We start from the raw sequence: 17,057 nt of genomic DNA, 5'->3' as shown, positions 1-17,057 counted from the left end.
ATATACGATCGGTTTAATGATGTCCTTGATGTCGGTCACCACAGCCATTGTCTCATCCAGATTAAGTTGGATAAGTAAAAAAATAACCATTAAGCAACAGCTTATTATTGGAAGTTTGAGCTATTTTTTTTCGACAGTATTAATGATGATTGCGCAAAGCTATGGAATGCTGATCGTTTCGGTAATGATATTCGGAGTTGGGCACGGAGTAATTATTCCATCAGTTCAAAACCTGTTGGTTGGTTTTGCCTCTATTCAGGAGCGTGCAGCTTTCATGTCGGTTAACTCGATGGTTCTTCGTTTGGGGCAAACTTTAGGTCCGCTGATCGTTGGTATTTTCTATTCACTAAAAGGGTTGAGCGCAGCATTTGGAACAGGAGCCGGACTTGCTCTTTTAATGTTTTTAATCATCCAGTTTGTATTTTCCACATCAACCCATAAATAGTTGGCTTTGTCCTAAACACAAAAAACAACAACTATCCAATCAACTATTTTAATAGAAATGGCTAGTTTTGTAGCGACAATTTAAGACATGATTGATAGTAACAAAAAATATGTCATCTTAGAGGGTTGGATCTCTATCTTCACGAACCTGCTGCTTTTCGCCCTGAAATACTGGGCCGGAATCGTATCCGGATCGATCGCTCTAATTGCCGATGCATGGCATACCTTAACCGATTCCGTTTCGTCGGTTATCGTGCTACTTGGCGGACGACTGTCGCGCAAACCAGCTGACGAGGAACACCCTTTCGGGCATGGACGAGCCGAACACATTGCGGCAGTCATTATTGGCGTTCTATTAGCTATTGTCGCTTTTGATTTTGTGATTAATTCCATCGAACGATTCAACAGCCGGGAGTCCGGCACATTTGGAACCACCGCTATTGTAGTCACAATTATTTCAATTATTGGAAAAGAAGTGCTTGCTCAATATGCTTTCTGGGGGTATCGGAAAACAAAATCGTCTATCTTAAAAGCTGATGCCTGGCACCATCGAACCGACTCGCTTTCATCCATCATCATTTTAATTGGTATTTTGGTTGGCAAGTATTTTTGGTGGATCGACTCCCTGCTGGCTTTAATTGTTGCCATTATGATTGCCTATGCCAGCTACGAAATACTTTCGAAAGAAATACAAAGTTTACTAGGGGAGCGAATTGACCCTAAGCTAATTGGGGATATCAAAACGGAGGTTGACAAACTCCTTGAATTAGAAGTATTCATCCACCATTTTCACTTGCACCAATACGGTCACCACAACGAATTAAGTTGCCACATCAAACTTCCGGCCGACATGCCATTAAGCGAAGTGCATGAAATTTGTACCCGGATTGAAAATCATATCAAACAGAAATTTAACTTGGTTACTACAATTCATCCGGAACCTTATGAAGATTCGTAAGCATTTCTAAAAAAACATTCAGAATTTTGATCTCACTACTTTTTAAAAAAGTTATTGTCTTTTAGCTTCAAATCATACTTAATATCCTTATTTTAGCGTTTTTGATTTTTAAGATGAAAAAGAACTTATTATACATTTCAATTCTAATTGGACTAGCAATTTCCTGCGACGATGTCTACGAGCAGCCACCGCAGGCGTTTTTGGAAATTGCTTTGGAAAATGTAGACTCACTGGACAACTCAACTCCAAAAGTTTCGGCATACGGCATTGGGATGGAGGATAGTATATGGCTCTATCAGCAAACCACTGATTTATTCTTGCTTCCCCTAAGCCTTGAAGAAACAACGAGCTTTGTAATTTTGCTAGACTCGATTGCCGACACCCTGAGAATTACCCATGAAACCGAATTAGTTTTCGAATCAGCAGAAACCGGATTTTACAACGAATTTAAAATACTTGATGTCGACCACAGCTATAATCGTATTGACGATTACGCCGTGACTGACAGTTTGGTGACAAAGACCTGGCATGAAAATATTAAGCTTTACATTAATTCTCTCCCTGATAGCATTAATTAGTTTTGGGCAGGAGCGAGAGCTAAAGTTAAAACCCAAACGAAAAGACAACTTCATTCACATGGATGGGTTGCGCGTTGGAATGGATCTTTCACGCTCACTACAACACTTTTGGAACAAAGGAAACCGCTATGGGACCGAATTCAGCATTGACATGGAACTGATCCCAAACTTATACCCCACCCTTGAAACCGGATGGGAGAAACTTCGATTAACGCAAGACTATCTTGATTATTCTTCATCTGGATCGTATACAAAAATTGGCTTCGACTATAATATTCTGGTCGCTGAAAACCGTCAGGACATGGACATGGTGTATGTTGGCTTGAGATACGGGTTTACACTGGCCAACCAGCAAGTTAAGTCCTTTTATGTGCCAAATTACTGGGGCGACTTCAGCGGCAGCTTCGATAAACAAAACTACAGCGCTCAATGGACCGAGATTGTATTTGGCATGAAAGGCGAAGTATTGAAAAACTTTTTCATAGGCTGGAGTATCCGTGGCAAACTAAAACTTGGGCAAAAAGATTTTGACTTGCCTCATGTCTACTTTAATCCTGGGTTTGGTCCGGCTGAAAAAAAATTCAATTTCGATTTTTCATATTCAGTTTACTACAATTTTCCATTTAATTTTAGAAAGTAGACCATGAAACATTATGTTCTTACTTTAGGTTTTGTTTTCCTGTCGATGCTTTCGGGAATGGCGCAAACCGAAAATGGTATTGTAGTCAGAAAATACAGGAATCAGCAAACCTGGCTAATTGAGGAAGGTGCCAAAATTACCATTAAAAAGGACGGACAAAAATACAAGGGGAAATTCAAAATTATCGATAAAGAATCGATCCTCGTAAACTCAGACACGATAAAAATCAATCAAATACAGGAATTATACGCCAAGCTTTCTACCAGCAATCTTTCCGGAGGCGTGTTTACTCTACTTGGCTCCTGGACCGGAGTCGGCGGAATAAGTGGGACAGTTATGGCAGTATCTGAAGGTGGGTTTGCGATACTGGTCATTCCGTTCACAGCAGGTATTGGAACCTTTGGAACGTTGTTAGCTATCAAAGGTGTACAACTTCTTTCACGTGGGCGAAAATTTAATACTGCCAAGTGGGAGTATTTGATCATTCAAGAGCCGTCCGTGGTTCCGGCTAACTAATTCTTCCAATCATTATCGGTCAGCATTTCAGTGTTTTTTTGCTGCTGTTTTTAACCCTTTTTTTCTTTCTGATTTGAAGGCGCAAAATAATTCTTCAAACAGTGACTTTTACCCATTTTTTCGTCGAACTAAAAAGCATTCTTTTGCAGCCGATTCGGTCGCCAAAAAGCAACACGAATTTTTACGAGTTTGAACCGGAGAAAAAGAATGAAAAATGACTGAAACACAAAAAATAAAATTAAAGACAACACTGACGGACTATTTGGTAATTGCGTTTGGCATGTCACTATACGTTCTTTCATGGACCGTATTCTTAATTCCTGCAGAAATCACAGGAGGAGGAATCAGTGGTCTATCGGCAGTTATTTTTTATAGCACCCAGATACCCGTTGCTGTTAGTTACTTTGTAATCAATTCATTTCTCATTTTAATAGCCATTAAAATTTTAGGAGCAAGCTTTGGCATAAAAACAATCTTTAGCATGGGAATCGCAACCCTACTCTTTTGGCTTACTCCAAACCTAATCAGCGAACCGCTGATTGACGATACTTTTCTGTCGGCTGTTTTGGGAGCCATGATGGGTGGAATTGGAATTGGGCTGGTCTTTACGCGTGGAGGCAGCACCGGAGGAACCGACATTATTGCCATGATAATCAACCAATACCGGAACATTAGCCCCGGTCGGGTAATCATGTATTGCGATGTGATTATCATTGCATCAAGCTACTTTGTTTTTCAATCACCAAGCAAACTTGTTTACGGCTATGTTTCCATGTGGGTAATTGCATATACGATTGATGCTTTTTTAAATGGTTCGAACGCATCTGCTCAAATTTTTATATTTTCGAAAAAATTTGAAGAAATTGCCGACTATGTCAATAAAAATGCCAGTAGAGGCGTTACAGTACTTGACGGAACAGGCTGGTACACCAAAGAGTCGGTAAAAATAGTCATGACAGTTGTACGAAAAAGAGAAACCAGTCTCATTTTTAGAAAATTAAAAGAGATCGATCCGGAAGCATTTATTTCCATGGGGAGTGTGATGGGTGTTTATGGGCAAGGTTTTGACAAGATGAAAATTTAATATGAAAAAATATATTGCCGAAGTTGTTTTAGTGCTGATTACCTTAAGTTTATTCGTCGTTTTTTTGGTTAACCCGCCAGTTGAAAATCCGGCTCCTGTTCCCGAACCGGAACCAATTCCGATACCCGATCCTATTCTTCTGTTTGGACTTCCCGTGGATTCATTCACGATTGAAGATGCCGATATTATGCGTAACCAAAATTTATCTGATATTTTGGTGAAAAAGAATATTTCGTATCAAAAGATTGATGAGCTGGCTCGCAAATCGAAACCTATTTTTGATGTCCGTAAGTTAAAGCACAAGAACCATTATCATTTTTTCCTGAAGAAAGACAGTGCTCAAACACCTGCCTATTTCGTTTACGAAATCGACAATACCGATTACGTGGTTTACGACCTGAATGATTCTATTCAGATTTATAAAGGACAAAAGCCAATCCACACGAAGCTGAGATCTGCGTCGGGAACAATTAAAAGCTCACTTTGGAATGCGATGACTGATAACAATATCAATCCGGTCCTGGCCATTGAGCTTTCCGACATTTATCAGTGGTCGATCGACTTTTACGGCATTCAAAAAAACGATAAGTTCAAGGTTATTTACGAAGAGAAATATGTTGACTCCACCTCAATTGGCATTGGCGAAATTCACGCCTGCCAGTTTCATCATATGGGTGAAGACTTTTACGCATTTCATTTTGAGCAGGACAGCAGCCTAAGCTATTTCGATAAAGAAGGAAATAGTCTGAAAAAAGCTTTCCTGAAAGCACCATTGAAATTTTCAAGAATCAGCTCGCGATTCTCAAATAGTCGTTTCCATCCGGTACTTAAAATCAGGCGTCCACATCATGGAATTGATTATGCTGCACCAACCGGGACTCCTGTTCAATCGATTGGTGATGGGGTTGTCACGCGAAAGGGCTATCAAAAGCGCGGAGGTGGAAACTTTGTATACATCAAACACAATTCGGTTTATACAACCTGCTACATGCACTTACATGGCTTTGCAAAAGGAATTGCTCCCGGTGTGCGAATAAAGCAAGGACAGGTTATTGGTTATGTTGGCGCAACAGGACTAGCAACTGGCCCTCATCTCGATTTTAGGGTATTTAGAAACGGGTCGGCTATGGATCCGCTGAAAGTAAAAGCACCACCTGTGGAACCGATTCACGATGAAAATTTAGCTGCATACAACCAAGTGAAGGATTCGCTGACCGCACAGCTTAATCTAATTCCTTTTCAAGAATAGGATTACACATAGAAATAAGTAAAAAGCTCAAACAGCATATCATTTGCTGTTTGAGCTTTTTTATACCTATTCTAATCCTGACTTTGATATAGCACCTCTTCTATCACCCGGGGAAAATGTTCATGCTCGAGTAAATGTATCTTTTGAGCGACATCGTCCGGAGTATCCGATTGCTCCACATCGCAATTCGCTTGAAAAATAATGTTCCCTTCGTCATATTTTTCATTCACATAATGAATGGTGATGCCCGATGACTTTTCTTTATTCTTCACAACAGCTTCATGCACAAACTGACCGTACATTCCTTTTCCTCCATACTTAGGCAATAAAGCCGGATGTATATTTATTATCGGAAACTCTTCGGTGAGGTACCTCGGCACCAACCAAAGAAAGCCCGCCAAGACAATCATGTCTATTTTTCGGTCAGTCAATTCATCGAGGATGTCAATGCTGTGATAAAACTCGTCTCGTGAAAAAGTAAAAGTCTCAACACCAAGCCTTTCAGCTCGTATCAATGCATAGGCATTTTCGTTATTTGACCACAAAGAATCAACAATAACATTGCGATTTCCGTTAAAATACTCGATTATATTCTGTGCGTTACTGCCTGATCCTGAGGCAAAAATGGCAATCTTCTTCATCTCAAATTTAGTTCTATTATATTTTTAGAATAATGGACTCACATGTTCAAATATAGTCTAGACAATCAATAACTTACAGTCCAAAACAGCTATTTATTTAAGTTTTTCTTTGATATATTTTGGGTAAATTTATTACTTTGCAGCGGATTTTTTAAAAACAAAATTGAATATTAACTTAAAATTAGAACTATGTCTGACATTGCAGGTAAAGTTAAAGCAATTATCGTTGATAAATTGGGAGTTGACGAGAGCGAAGTAACAAATGAAGCTTCTTTTACAAATGACTTAGGTGCAGATTCTTTGGATACAGTAGAATTAATCATGGAATTTGAAAAAGAATTTGATTTGGCTATCCCAGACGATCAGGCTGAAAAGATTTCAACTGTAGGTGAAGCTGTTTCTCACATCGAAGCAAACGTTAAGTAATAAATTTGAATTAAAGATTTATGGAATTTAAACGGGTAGTTATAACCGGACTTGGAACCGTAAACCCGCTTGGTAATTCTGTACAGGAATTTTGGGAAGGGCTTAAAAACGGGGTTAGTGGAGCTGCACCTGTCTCTCGGATGGATGTAGACCTTCATAAAACCCGATTTGCATGTGAGTTAAAAAACTTTGACCCAACGGACTACGTTGAGAAAAAAGAGGTTCGTAAACACGATCCATATACGCTTTATGCATTTGCATCATCTCAGCAAGCAATTGACGATTCAGGTCTTGACCTGGAAACACTCAATAAAGATCGCGCTGGCGTGATTTGGGGAGCAGGAATTGGTGGTTTGCAAACTTTTTATGAAGAAGTTAGAGCATACAACCTTGAGCGCCCTAAGTTTAATCCTTTCTTTATTCCGAAAATGATTGCGAACATCGCGGGTGGATTAGTATCTATCCGCTTTGGATTTCGCGGTCCCAATTTTACAACTGTATCAGCATGTGCATCAGCGTCACACGCCATGATCGAAGCGTTTAACTACATTCGCATGGGTAAAGCTGATTTGTTTATTACAGGGGGCTCCGAAGCAGCAATCAACGACGCAGGATTATGTGGTTTCAATTCGATGCGTGCACTTTCAACACGTAATGACGATCCGACAACTGCATCCCGACCTTTTGATAAAGACCGGGATGGATTTGTAATGGGCGAAGGATCTGGTGCTCTTATTTTTGAAGAGTACGAGCATGCGAAAGCCCGCGGAGCAAAAATTTACGGAGAAATTGTAGGCGGGGGAATGTCGGCAGACGCTTACCATATGACTGCCCCTGATCCGGAAGGAAGAGGTGCTTCACTGGTTATGAACTGGGCCTTGGAAGATGCCGGAATAAAACCTGAAAACATTGATTATATCAATGTTCATGGAACCTCTACTCCACTAGGAGATATTGCAGAGCCAAAAGCAATTCAAAAATGTTTTGGCGACCATGCTTATAAATTAAGTATTAGTTCTACCAAATCAATGACAGGTCACTTGTTAGGTGCTGCCGGAGCGATCGAAGGCATTGCTTCAATCCTGGCATTGAGAGATGGAATTGTTCCTCCAACAATAAATCACTTTACTGACGATCCGGAGATTGACAGCAGACTTGATTTTACATTTAACAAAGCAAAAGAACGCGAAATGACTTATGCATTGAGCAATACATTTGGCTTTGGAGGACATAATGCTACAGTAATTTTTAAGAAATACTGATAAGGTGATAAGAAATATCGCACAACAAATAAAACTCTTTTCTTCTCCGAGAAAAGAGTTTTATTTGTTTTTAAGATCATTATTCAATTGCTCGCCGGTCAATATTAAACTTTATGAAACGGCACTAACTCATCGCTCAGCTTCAAAAACTGATTCGCAAGGGAATTGGGTTAATAATGAACGGCTGGAGTATTTGGGCGATGCAATACTGGGGGCAGTTATCGCAGAATTTTTGTATAACCGGTTCCCAAATATGGATGAAGGTTTTCTCACTCAGATGCGATCTAAACTAGTGAACCGAAGCTTTCTAACAGAATTAACTTTTCAGATCGGGCTGAACTACTACATTGAATCGAACACGAACAACACCGACGAGAATAGCCATATCTATGGTGACGCTTTAGAAGCGATTATTGGCGCCTTATACCTTGACAAAGGCTACCAGGTCACACGGAATTTCATTATTCGTAAATTACTTCTTCAACAAGTAGATCTGGATGTCATTCAAAAAACAAATACCAACTACAAAAGTCAGCTGATTGAATGGAGCCAGAAAAATAAAAAAGAAGTTGACTTTTCAACTGTCGAGAATACAGTTGGAGAAAATAAGCAGCCACACTTCGTTTCAACAGTAACGATCGATAATCGTGTAATTGGGAAAGGTGAAGGTGGATCAAAAAAGGAAGCTCATCAGAAGGCATCAAAAGTGGCGCTCGGCAAGCTAAACGAACTTGAAGGACAGGAGAATTAAAAGCGCGAGTGTTAAGATTCCTAAACAAAAAAGCGGAGCCTCTCAACTCCGCTTTAAAAACCAAAACCTAAATTCACCTTGTAAAAAACTCAGTTAAACCCCATTTGTGCAAATGCAGTTTTATACATTTGCTCTAACAAAGATATAGAGATTATACATGCAGCGATGCTAACAAATGTTAAAGCCTGTTAAGATTTTGTTTACACCAAAACCGTTTAAACTCAATATCTACAGCCAATGTTAAATATTGTTAAACAGCTGATTACCCTGTTTTTTAAAGATTATATTTGTAGTCATGAGTAGACGAGTTATCATTTTTTTGATTGTGATCATGGCCATCGTAATGACTAGCTTGATTCTGGTGCAAACCAACTCCATTCAAAAAGCTTTTCAAATAAAAGAAGAACAGTTTGACCAAATGGTGAACCGCTCTATTCGGCAAGTTGTCCGAAAACTAGAACTGGAAGAAGCCTCTTTGCTTGCTGCGCAAAGTAATCTTCAAGCATATCGCAACTCATTATTTCCAAAAAACAACCAACAACAACGTATTTTCCCGGGGAACTCGAATAATAAAGCAACAGGAAAGAACGGAGATGTTAATATTTCATTTCGCTTTTCTCAACGCAATAACTCATCGACCTATCGCGAGGAACTATCGATTACATATAACGATTCCACCTCAACCTATCGAAATGAACGTGGAATGCCCGGAGACTTCCGCTCAGCATTTGATGAAATACATGATTACGATGGTTATATTCGTCAGCAATACGAAAAGCGCAGAAATGAACAGGCTAACTATTACCGAATCATTCAAAATCAATTTCTATTCTCCCAGCTACCAATAAGCGAACGCATAAATCAAAAAGCATTAGAGCGGGCATTAAAGGAAGAGTTTAACAACGCAAACATAAACCTGGATTATAAATACGCCATCTACTCATTCCCGCAAGGACAGGAGCAAAAAATATACGGAAACGAGGGATTCAATCCGGACAATAAAATCCCCTATAAAAGCCTCCTTTTCCCAAACGACGTGATTGATCCAAAACCAAATTACCTGTTTGTTTATTTCCCGAAGCGACAAAGCTACCTCCTTAAAGAAGCTGGATTAATGGTTATTCCAACCGCTATTTTAACAGCCTTGCTTATCGGAATATTCGTTTACACCATATTGATTATTCTGAAACAAAAGAAACTATCAAATATCAAAAACGACTTTATCAACAATATGACACACGAGCTTAAGACTCCTATTTCGACCATTTCGCTCGCAAGCCAAATGTTGCACGACAACAGTGTAAGCAACACCCCACGTACAATCGAGCATGTGTCAAATGTCATTTTGCAAGAGAGTAAACGACTTGGTTTCCAGGTTGAAAAAGTATTACAAATGGCTGTATTTAACGAAGGTCGTTTAAAGTTAAAATTCAAAGATGTTCATTTGAATGAGCTAATTAACAATGTAATTCTTAACTTTGAGATACGGGTAAAAAGCAAAAATGGCACCCTAACATCAACAATAGCAGCCGAGAACGACCTGATTAAAGGAGATGAAGTGCATATTACCAATGTGATATTCAATTTGCTGGACAATGCCATGAAATACGGCAAAGACGTTCCGGCTATTGAAGTAAACACCGAAAACAAAAAAGACTTTGTAGTCGTTTCGGTAAAAGACAATGGTATTGGAATCGCGAAAGAACATCAGGCGCAAATCTTTGAGCGATTTTACCGTGTGCCAACTGGCAATGTACATGATGTAAAAGGTTTTGGACTTGGCTTAAGCTATGTAAAGAAAATTATTGACTCGCACCAGGGAAAAATAAAGGTGGAGAGTGCTTTAAATAAAGGAACAAAATTCATGATATACCTCCCACTAAATGTGAAAGTAAATGGAAACAAAAACAAAACTTTTATTAGCCGAAGACGATGAAAACTTAGGCCTTCTGCTTAAAGAATACTTGATAGCCAAAGGATATGATACTGATTTGTATGGTGATGGTGAAGTTGCCTACGACGGATTTAAAAAAAATCAGTATGGTTTGTGCATTCTGGACATTATGATGCCTAAAAAAGACGGGATGACTTTGGCCAGAGACATTCGGTTAATCAACTCAGACATTCCTATTATTTTTCTTACAGCCAAAAACCTGAAAGAAGATGTATTGGAAGGATTTAAAATGGGAGCCGACGACTACATAACCAAGCCATTTAGCATGGAAGAGCTGATATTCCGCATCGAGGCTATTTTACGTCGCACCAGCGACAGCAAAGGTGGAGAGCAGTCGACCTATCAATTGGGGAAATTTACATTTGACCATCGGAAGCAAACGCTTGCAACGGATGAAAAAACGGTCAAATTAACAACCAAAGAATCAGAACTTTTGCGATTGCTTTGCAACAATGCCAATGATGTTTTGGAACGTAATTTTGCATTGAAAACCATTTGGATTGATGACAATTATTTCAATGCACGAAGCATGGATGTTTACATCACCAAATTGCGTAAACACTTAAAAGAAGAACCTACAGTTGAAATTATTAATGTACACGGAAAAGGCTACAAGCTTATCGTTTGATTTTTTCTGTCGAATAAATATGATGATACCAAAATCCCTGTCAATAGCTGACCGGGATTTTTTAGTTCGATTCAGCAGGCTCATCTTTTCCGAAAAGCTCAAATGCGGTCGCAATCTGCTCTGATCTGCCCATGATATAAACAACATCATGTTTCTCAAGAACCGAATGCACGTCCGGATGCTCGATTAGCTTATCTTCCCGAAGGATGGCTACCAAGGTAACCCCAAACACCTTTCGGAAACGAATCTCGCTAATGCTTTTGCCTACCACAAATGATCCCTCGCGAACTTTCAATGCCATAATTTCGAGGTTCGGCAACTCCTGAAAAAGTTGATCTGACTTACTGGTTTCTTCCCTGAAAATCCCATAATGATCACCTCTGATTTTCGCAATGATCATATTTATTTCGCGCTGTGGAACTAACCTTTTTCTCAATATCCGTTCAAACAAATCAATTGCTGTTTCAAATTCTTCAGGAATCACCTGATTGGCTCCTAATCGGTATAATTCTTGAATATCATTAACCTTTTTGGTTCGCACAATAATAAAGGCATGCGGGGTCAAATGACGAATACGATCAATAATGGACATGGATACAATCTGATTTCCCACCGAGATTACGACAATATCAGCCGTTTTTACATGTGCCTTTTCAAGAGTCGGTTCGTTGGTGGCATCACCATAAATGACAGTCTCTCCCTTTGCCTGTAATTTCTTCACCGTTCCCGGATCAAAAATAATAGAGATATATGGCATATTCAGATATTTGGCCATAACAGACAAATTAAGAGATCTGGAATCCTTTCCGATGAAAACAGCATGATTCTTCAACTCGGGAATCTCTATTTGTGGTAACGGGAATAAGCCATCGACCCAAAGTTTTGGAAGCGGAAATTTCAGCATCCGAGTGGCTACTGGAGCAGACAACATCATGAGCAACGGAGTAACCGACATACTAATAATTGCAACTGCTAAAAATAACTGATAATAGTAATCCGGTATGATCTCGTATTTCAGGCCGGATTGTGCCAGAATAAAGGAAAACTCACCCACCTGACAAAGTGCAAAACCGACCATTATTGTCCCGCGGAAAGTATGCCCCAGAACAAATGCTGTCCCTCCGGCAATCACCATTTTTATAAACAATACAAGTAAAACAGTTGAAACAACAAGCATAAAGTGATTTGCGACAAAACTCAAATCAAGCAATAAGCCAATACTTACGAAGAAAAAGCTGGTAAACGTATCTTTAAAAGGAATTAGCTGCCCGAACGCATTGTGACTGTACTCCGATTCTGAGATCATCAAACCGGCCAGAAAAGCCCCGAATGCAAGCGAAATCCCCATTTCTGCAGTCAACAAGGCAACCGACAGGCAGATGGCGAAAATACTCATCATAAAGAGCTCCTGGTTTTTCGTATGAGCCACCAAGGTTAAAAGGCGCGGCATCAACCAGCGGTTACCAACATACACCATTCCAACCAAGACAATTGTTTTCCCAAACAAGACAAGCAATTGTCCGCCCTGATCAGATACTTCCCCGCCCAGCATTGGCGTAAAAAGCAACAACGGGATCAAAATGATATCCTGAAAAATCAGAATCCCCAGCACTGTTCGTCCATAGTTAGATGTAATCTCAGACCGTTCCTGCATAAGCTTCAGCACAACTGCCGTGCTGCTCAAAGCGGTTAAAAACCCAACAAACAGAGCCCCTGTCCAGCCCATGCTATACAGACGGGCAATTAACATCGTAATGCCGGCAGTCAGGATGAGCTGCATAAACCCTCCTAGAAAGACAATCTTTCGTATTCGTAAAAGATGATTGATCGAAAATTCGAGCCCAATGGTGAACATGAGTAGAACGACTCCGATTTCTGCCAGTAACTCAATTTGATGATGGGATCCGATTATTCCTAAAAAGTACGGACCCGTGATTACCCCGGTCAATAGATAACCGATAATTGTGGGCACCCTGATTTTTGTAAACAAAAAATTTACAACAGTTGACAAGGCGAAAATAATGACGATATCTTTTAAAAGAACTAGCTCCATGTAAATAGGTTTTGAATTTATACAAACAGGCTCCTTCTGCTAATAGTTGAAATTTATTAATCAAAATAAGCATATTTTAGCAACTAACGATCGCACTACAAATCTTTATGGCATTTTACGTGTTAATCAGGCAATTATTCCAATTATGCGACAACAAGGCAGTGGCCGGATTATCTTAATCAGCTCGTTAGCTGCCGAAGCGGGGCTGCCATTTCAAAGCGTATACTGCGCCAGCAAAGCAGCGCTCGATATTATGATTGAGTCATTATGCATGGAAATAAAAGCGTTTGGCATAGACGCCTGCGTGCTGCAACCAGGTGATTTTAAAACAGAAGTCGCCCAACATCGGAAGCATCCAAAATTCGACTCTGAATCGCCCTACCGAAAAGCTTTTGAGGAAATTAATTTAAATGCAACCAATAAAGTTAATGTAGCTGAAGACCCTCTAAAAGTAGCCCGTAAAGCAAGCCAATTGCTGAAAAAAGAATAAACTCGCTCCAAAATACCGAGTTGGATCGCCGATAGAACTAGTCATGCCTTGGCTTAAAGTATTGCTCCCTGCCAGTTTGTTTGAAAAGCTTCTAATGAAATATTACGGGCTTTAAAATATTATCATAGAGTTTCCAAAGAAATAAAGATCTGCACCACTAGTTGCCCCCACAACGGGCAAAATCTTCATTTGGTCATTTACGCTTCTCTGAAGACTACTTTTATCTGAGCCCCCCCCTTTACTCTTTCAGTGCTTTTAATAACTGAAGTGCATAATCTCTCAATGGTTTATGTTTGAGATACCACCAGATAATGCCAACAACAAAACCTCCTGCTATTAAAGGAACAAGAACATACTGAACCTTCAATATGACCATTAGTAGTGAATCCGATTCAGTCCGTGGAATACGCATCAGAACCATTCCGGCATCTAAAAACAAGATGGCAAATAGTGCCCATGCGAGTTCTGGTTTCCAAAGCCGATACCGTTTAACTGCACTTTCGAGCATTTGAACTGAGGGCTGAGAGTAATCGATCGTTTTAAATTCACGAGCTTTCTTACTAAACAAAACTGCAAACACAACAAATGACAAAACAAAGCATAGCCCTCCCAACCGTTCGACAAGCAATACATCGTCAGACGGAAATAATACCAACAGAAATGTGTAAACAGGTATCATCACCCAGTAGAGTAACCGAAAGTTCCTCGATATTCTCCACATTTTTTTGTCTTGCGACTTCAACTGATTCAATAACTGATTCATAGTAATTCGTTTTCTGATGTTTGACCCTGCTCCAAATCTCCACTCCCAAACGATTTTCTCAACGACTCTTTTATCCGATGAATTTTCACCCGGACATTGGGTTCGGTTAACCCAACAATATTCGCAATCTCCTTACTCGATAAACCCTCCAGCATTAGGGATATTAAAGCCTTGTCGATAATTGTAAGTTGATTGATTTGCGTCTGCATTCGATCCAGCTGCTTTTCCATGAGTTTTTTCTGTTCCACACCATTATCGTCAATCAAACTGCCAAGGTGTTGCATATCCATGTCAACCCTGAATTTTAGCTGTTTAAAAGCTTTCCCCGACATACTCAGCGAGGTATTGATAGCAATTCTGTAAATCCAGGTACTAATAGCTGCTTCGCCCCGATACGAATCCAAGCTTTTCCAGATATTTATCAGAATCTCCTGGTACATGTCCTTCGAGTCTTCATTACAATTAGAATAGTATCGACAAATACGTCGAACCCTTTCCTCATTATCTTTTACAATTTGCTTAAACTGCTCCTCTTTATTGATCATTCATCTGGGAATTGAGTTTACTTTTTAGTTCCATTAAAAGATGGGTTGTTACATTTTTCAAACAAAAAAATCCGATCTGTACCAGATCGGATTCTGACAAGTATATTTCGTGATGACTAATCCAGTTTCAATACCGCTAAAAAAGCATTTTGAGGCACCTCAACGTTACCGACTTGTTTCATCCGCTTTTTACCTTTTTTCTGTTTCTCGAGCAGTTTCCGTTTACGCGAGATATCGCCACCGTAGCATTTCGCAGTGACATCTTTTCGTACAGCTTTAACCGTTTCGCGAGCAATAATTTTAGCTCCAATGGCTGCCTGAATTGCAATATCAAACTGCTGACGAGGAATCAGTTCTTTCAGTTTTTCGCACATCCGGCGTCCCATTGGGTAGGCATTGTCGAAGTGAATAAGTGACGACAGTGCATCCACCATTTCACCATTCAATAAAATATCCAATCGAACTAATTTTGCAGGTTTGTAGCCTGTAATGTGATAATCGAATGAAGCGTATCCTTTTGAAATCGACTTCAATTTATCGTAAAAGTCGAATACAATTTCGCCCAGTGGCAGGTCAAAAGTTAATTCAGCCCGCTCGGCAGTCAGGTAATCTTGTTTGATCAGGGTTCCGCGTTTTTCCAAACACAAAGTCATAACAGGACCAATAAAATCGGACTTGGTAATAATTTGTGAGCGAATATACGGCTCTTCAATATCGTCGATAGTTGTTGACGCCGGCAAGCCCGAAGGGTTGTAAACCGTAATGGTTTCGCCACTGGTGGTGTGCACTTTGTACGAAACGTTTGGTACGGTAGTAATTACATTCATATCAAACTCACGATCCAGACGTTCCTGAATAATTTCCATGTGTAACATCCCCAAAAATCCGCAACGAAATCCAAAACCAAGTGCGGCAGAAGACTCTGGTTCAAAGGTTAATGATGCATCGTTTAACTGTAGCTTTTCCATTGCTGCACGCAAATCTTCGTAATCCTCTGCATCAATTGGGTAAACTCCGGCAAACACCATTGGTTTCACTTCTTCGAAACCGGAGATAGCCAAAGTTGGTCTTTCTTTGTGCGTTATGGTATCTCCCACCTTCACCTCTTTTGCGGTTTTAATTCCAGAGATGATATAGCCAACATCGCCTGTGCTCAACGTTTTTCGTTTCTCCATACCAAGCCGAAGTACCCCAATTTCATCTGCATTGTACTCCTTTTTAGTATTGACAAACTTTACAGAGTCGCCCTGACTAATCGTTCCGTTTACAATTTTAAAGTAAGCAATCACCCCACGAAACGAATTAAAAACAGAGTCAAAAATTAAAGCTTGAAGCGGCTCATCAGGGTTTCCTTTAGGGGCAGGAACTATTTCAACAATACTCCTCAGAATTTCATCGACTCCCTCTCCCGTTTTACCACTGGCACGAATAATTTCTTCACGCTTGCAACCAATTAAGTCGATAATCTGGTCTTCCACAACCTCTGGCATGGCGTTCGGCAAGTCCATTTTATTCAAAATTGGAATAATCTCCAGGTCATGCTCAATCGCCAAATACAAGTTCGAAATCGTTTGTGCCTGTATTCCCTGTGTAGCATCAATAATCAACAATGCCCCTTCGCATGCTGCAATTGAACGGGACACTTCGTACGAAAAATCCACGTGTCCCGGAGTATCAATCAGGTTCAGTACATACTTCTCACCATCCTGCACATAGTCCATTTGTATGGCATGGCTTTTAATGGTGATCCCTCGTTCCTGTTCCAGATCCATGCTATCGAGTACCTGAGCTTTCATCTCGCGCCCACTCACTGTTTTAGTTACTTCCAATAAGCGGTCGGCCAACGTACTCTTACCGTGGTCAATATGTGCAATGATGCAAAAGTTGCGGATATTATTCATAGATTATTGTCGTTTGCTTTTTATAGGTATCACATGAAACTTGCGTATAATCATCCTCCTGTGTATAAGAACTCCTCCATGCTTGTTTCATGTATCTAAAAACCTTTCTTTCAATTACTCCGTTTCGGATTGGCGCAAAGATATTCAAAATTTAATTACAATAATAGAAAGCCC

Annotated in this window: 18 protein-coding genes; 13 read left to right on the top strand and 5 right to left on the bottom strand. The window is 39.9% G+C overall.

Features of this window, described 5'->3' with window-relative positions; translation table 11 throughout:
• The 7 genes from ACTB00_RS16585 to ACTB00_RS16555 form a co-directional block, all read left to right on the top strand.
• Nucleotides 1–445, top strand: a 445-nt coding sequence (locus ACTB00_RS16585) for an MFS transporter (protein ID WP_463301028.1), incomplete at its 5' end; no start/stop codon positions are given.
• Between the two features lie 87 nt (nt 446–532).
• The gene (locus tag ACTB00_RS16580; RefSeq protein WP_463301027.1) at nt 533–1,402 is read left to right on the top strand and encodes a cation diffusion facilitator family transporter; all 870 of its coding nucleotides are present in this window, start codon (nt 533–535) and stop codon (nt 1,400–1,402) included.
• Nucleotides 1,403–1,515: 113 nt separating this feature from the next.
• Nucleotides 1,516–1,980, top strand: coding sequence for a DUF6452 family protein (locus ACTB00_RS16575; RefSeq protein WP_463301026.1), 465 nt, complete (start codon nt 1,516–1,518; stop codon nt 1,978–1,980).
• Nucleotides 1,931–2,620 carry a DUF6048 family protein gene (locus tag ACTB00_RS16570; RefSeq protein WP_463301025.1) on the top strand — a complete coding sequence of 230 codons (690 nt, stop codon included), beginning with the start codon at nt 1,931–1,933 and terminating at the stop codon, nt 2,618–2,620. Before ACTB00_RS16575 ends, ACTB00_RS16570 begins: the two co-directional genes overlap by 50 nt.
• Before the next feature lie 3 nt (nt 2,621–2,623).
• Nucleotides 2,624–3,136, top strand: coding sequence for a hypothetical protein (locus tag ACTB00_RS16565; protein ID WP_463301024.1), 513 nt, complete (start codon nt 2,624–2,626; stop codon nt 3,134–3,136).
• 214 nt (nt 3,137–3,350) lie between these two features.
• The gene (locus ACTB00_RS16560) at nt 3,351–4,220 is read left to right on the top strand and encodes a YitT family protein (RefSeq protein WP_463301023.1); all 870 of its coding nucleotides are present in this window, start codon (nt 3,351–3,353) and stop codon (nt 4,218–4,220) included.
• A gap of 1 nt (nt 4,221) precedes the next feature.
• Nucleotides 4,222–5,469, top strand: a complete 1,248-nt coding sequence (locus ACTB00_RS16555; RefSeq protein WP_463301022.1) for a peptidoglycan DD-metalloendopeptidase family protein — start codon at nt 4,222–4,224, stop codon at nt 5,467–5,469.
• Between the two features lie 71 nt (nt 5,470–5,540).
• Here the strand turns inward: ACTB00_RS16555 and purN are convergent, their stop codons facing one another.
• Nucleotides 5,541–6,110 (bottom strand): phosphoribosylglycinamide formyltransferase, encoded by a 570-nt coding sequence (purN, locus tag ACTB00_RS16550; protein WP_463301021.1) that lies wholly within the window; start codon nt 6,108–6,110, stop codon nt 5,541–5,543.
• Between the two features lie 189 nt (nt 6,111–6,299).
• Between purN and ACTB00_RS16545 the strand changes: the two genes are divergently transcribed.
• The 5 genes from ACTB00_RS16545 (at nt 6,300) to rprY (ending at nt 11,131) form a co-directional block, all read left to right on the top strand.
• Nucleotides 6,300–6,536, top strand: coding sequence for an acyl carrier protein (locus ACTB00_RS16545; RefSeq protein ID WP_159521093.1), 237 nt, complete (start codon nt 6,300–6,302; stop codon nt 6,534–6,536).
• 20 nt (nt 6,537–6,556) lie between these two features.
• Nucleotides 6,557–7,798, top strand: a complete 1,242-nt coding sequence (fabF, locus tag ACTB00_RS16540) for a beta-ketoacyl-ACP synthase II (protein WP_463301020.1) — start codon at nt 6,557–6,559, stop codon at nt 7,796–7,798.
• 4 nt (nt 7,799–7,802) lie between these two features.
• Nucleotides 7,803–8,549: a ribonuclease III gene (gene rnc / locus ACTB00_RS16535; RefSeq protein ID WP_463301019.1), complete on the top strand. Its 747-nt coding sequence runs from the start codon at nt 7,803–7,805 to the stop codon at nt 8,547–8,549.
• 295 nt (nt 8,550–8,844) lie between these two features.
• On the top strand, nt 8,845–10,485 hold the full coding sequence (locus ACTB00_RS16530) for a sensor histidine kinase (RefSeq protein WP_463301018.1): 1,641 nt from the start codon (nt 8,845–8,847) through the stop codon (nt 10,483–10,485).
• Nucleotides 10,445–11,131, top strand: coding sequence for a response regulator transcription factor RprY (gene rprY, locus ACTB00_RS16525; protein WP_463301017.1), 687 nt, complete (start codon nt 10,445–10,447; stop codon nt 11,129–11,131). The genes ACTB00_RS16530 and rprY overlap by 41 nt, the downstream gene beginning before the upstream one ends.
• A gap of 61 nt (nt 11,132–11,192) precedes the next feature.
• Here rprY and ACTB00_RS16520 read toward each other — a convergent pair whose 3' ends face one another.
• Nucleotides 11,193–13,184, bottom strand: a complete 1,992-nt coding sequence (locus ACTB00_RS16520; RefSeq protein WP_463301016.1) for a cation:proton antiporter domain-containing protein — start codon at nt 13,182–13,184, stop codon at nt 11,193–11,195.
• Nucleotides 13,185–13,230: 46 nt separating this feature from the next.
• Here ACTB00_RS16520 and ACTB00_RS16515 point away from each other — a divergent pair, with 46 nt between their 5' ends.
• Nucleotides 13,231–13,674 (top strand): SDR family NAD(P)-dependent oxidoreductase, encoded by a 444-nt coding sequence (locus ACTB00_RS16515; RefSeq protein WP_463301015.1) that lies wholly within the window; start codon nt 13,231–13,233, stop codon nt 13,672–13,674.
• A gap of 238 nt (nt 13,675–13,912) precedes the next feature.
• Here the strand turns inward: ACTB00_RS16515 and ACTB00_RS16510 are convergent, their stop codons facing one another.
• The 3 genes from ACTB00_RS16510 to lepA form a co-directional block, all read right to left on the bottom strand.
• Nucleotides 13,913–14,437 (bottom strand): hypothetical protein, encoded by a 525-nt coding sequence (locus ACTB00_RS16510; protein WP_463301014.1) that lies wholly within the window; start codon nt 14,435–14,437, stop codon nt 13,913–13,915.
• Nucleotides 14,434–14,982 carry an RNA polymerase sigma factor gene (locus tag ACTB00_RS16505; RefSeq protein WP_463301013.1) on the bottom strand — a complete coding sequence of 183 codons (549 nt, stop codon included), beginning with the start codon at nt 14,980–14,982 and terminating at the stop codon, nt 14,434–14,436. Before ACTB00_RS16505 ends, ACTB00_RS16510 begins: the two co-directional genes overlap by 4 nt.
• A 116-nt stretch (nt 14,983–15,098) precedes the next feature.
• A complete protein-coding gene (lepA, locus tag ACTB00_RS16500; RefSeq protein ID WP_463301012.1) occupies nt 15,099–16,883 on the bottom strand; it encodes a translation elongation factor 4 in 1,785 nt (594 codons plus the stop codon).
• Nucleotides 16,884–17,057 lie beyond the last annotated feature (174 nt).

It is taken from the genome of Sunxiuqinia sp. (genome assembly GCF_055140945.1).
This window is presented reverse-complemented; position numbering and strand designations above follow the sequence as displayed.

Coding starts and splice junctions, on each gene's coding strand:
- ACTB00_RS16580 (WP_463301027.1), top strand. CDS start 533: ATGATTGATAGTAACAAAAAATATGTCATCTTAGAGGGTTGGATCTCT.
- ACTB00_RS16575 (WP_463301026.1), top strand. CDS start 1,516: ATGAAAAAGAACTTATTATACATTTCAATTCTAATTGGACTAGCAATT.
- ACTB00_RS16570 (WP_463301025.1), top strand. CDS start 1,931: ATGAAAATATTAAGCTTTACATTAATTCTCTCCCTGATAGCATTAATT.
- ACTB00_RS16565 (WP_463301024.1), top strand. CDS start 2,624: ATGAAACATTATGTTCTTACTTTAGGTTTTGTTTTCCTGTCGATGCTT.
- ACTB00_RS16560 (WP_463301023.1), top strand. CDS start 3,351: ATGACTGAAACACAAAAAATAAAATTAAAGACAACACTGACGGACTAT.
- ACTB00_RS16555 (WP_463301022.1), top strand. CDS start 4,222: ATGAAAAAATATATTGCCGAAGTTGTTTTAGTGCTGATTACCTTAAGT.
- purN (WP_463301021.1), bottom strand. CDS start 6,110: ATGAAGAAGATTGCCATTTTTGCCTCAGGATCAGGCAGTAACGCACAG.
- ACTB00_RS16545 (WP_159521093.1), top strand. CDS start 6,300: ATGTCTGACATTGCAGGTAAAGTTAAAGCAATTATCGTTGATAAATTG.
- fabF (WP_463301020.1), top strand. CDS start 6,557: ATGGAATTTAAACGGGTAGTTATAACCGGACTTGGAACCGTAAACCCG.
- ACTB00_RS16530 (WP_463301018.1), top strand. CDS start 8,845: ATGAGTAGACGAGTTATCATTTTTTTGATTGTGATCATGGCCATCGTA.
- rprY (WP_463301017.1), top strand. CDS start 10,445: ATGGAAACAAAAACAAAACTTTTATTAGCCGAAGACGATGAAAACTTA.
- ACTB00_RS16520 (WP_463301016.1), bottom strand. CDS start 13,184: ATGGAGCTAGTTCTTTTAAAAGATATCGTCATTATTTTCGCCTTGTCA.
- ACTB00_RS16510 (WP_463301014.1), bottom strand. CDS start 14,437: ATGAATCAGTTATTGAATCAGTTGAAGTCGCAAGACAAAAAAATGTGG.
- ACTB00_RS16505 (WP_463301013.1), bottom strand. CDS start 14,982: ATGATCAATAAAGAGGAGCAGTTTAAGCAAATTGTAAAAGATAATGAG.
- lepA (WP_463301012.1), bottom strand. CDS start 16,883: ATGAATAATATCCGCAACTTTTGCATCATTGCACATATTGACCACGGT.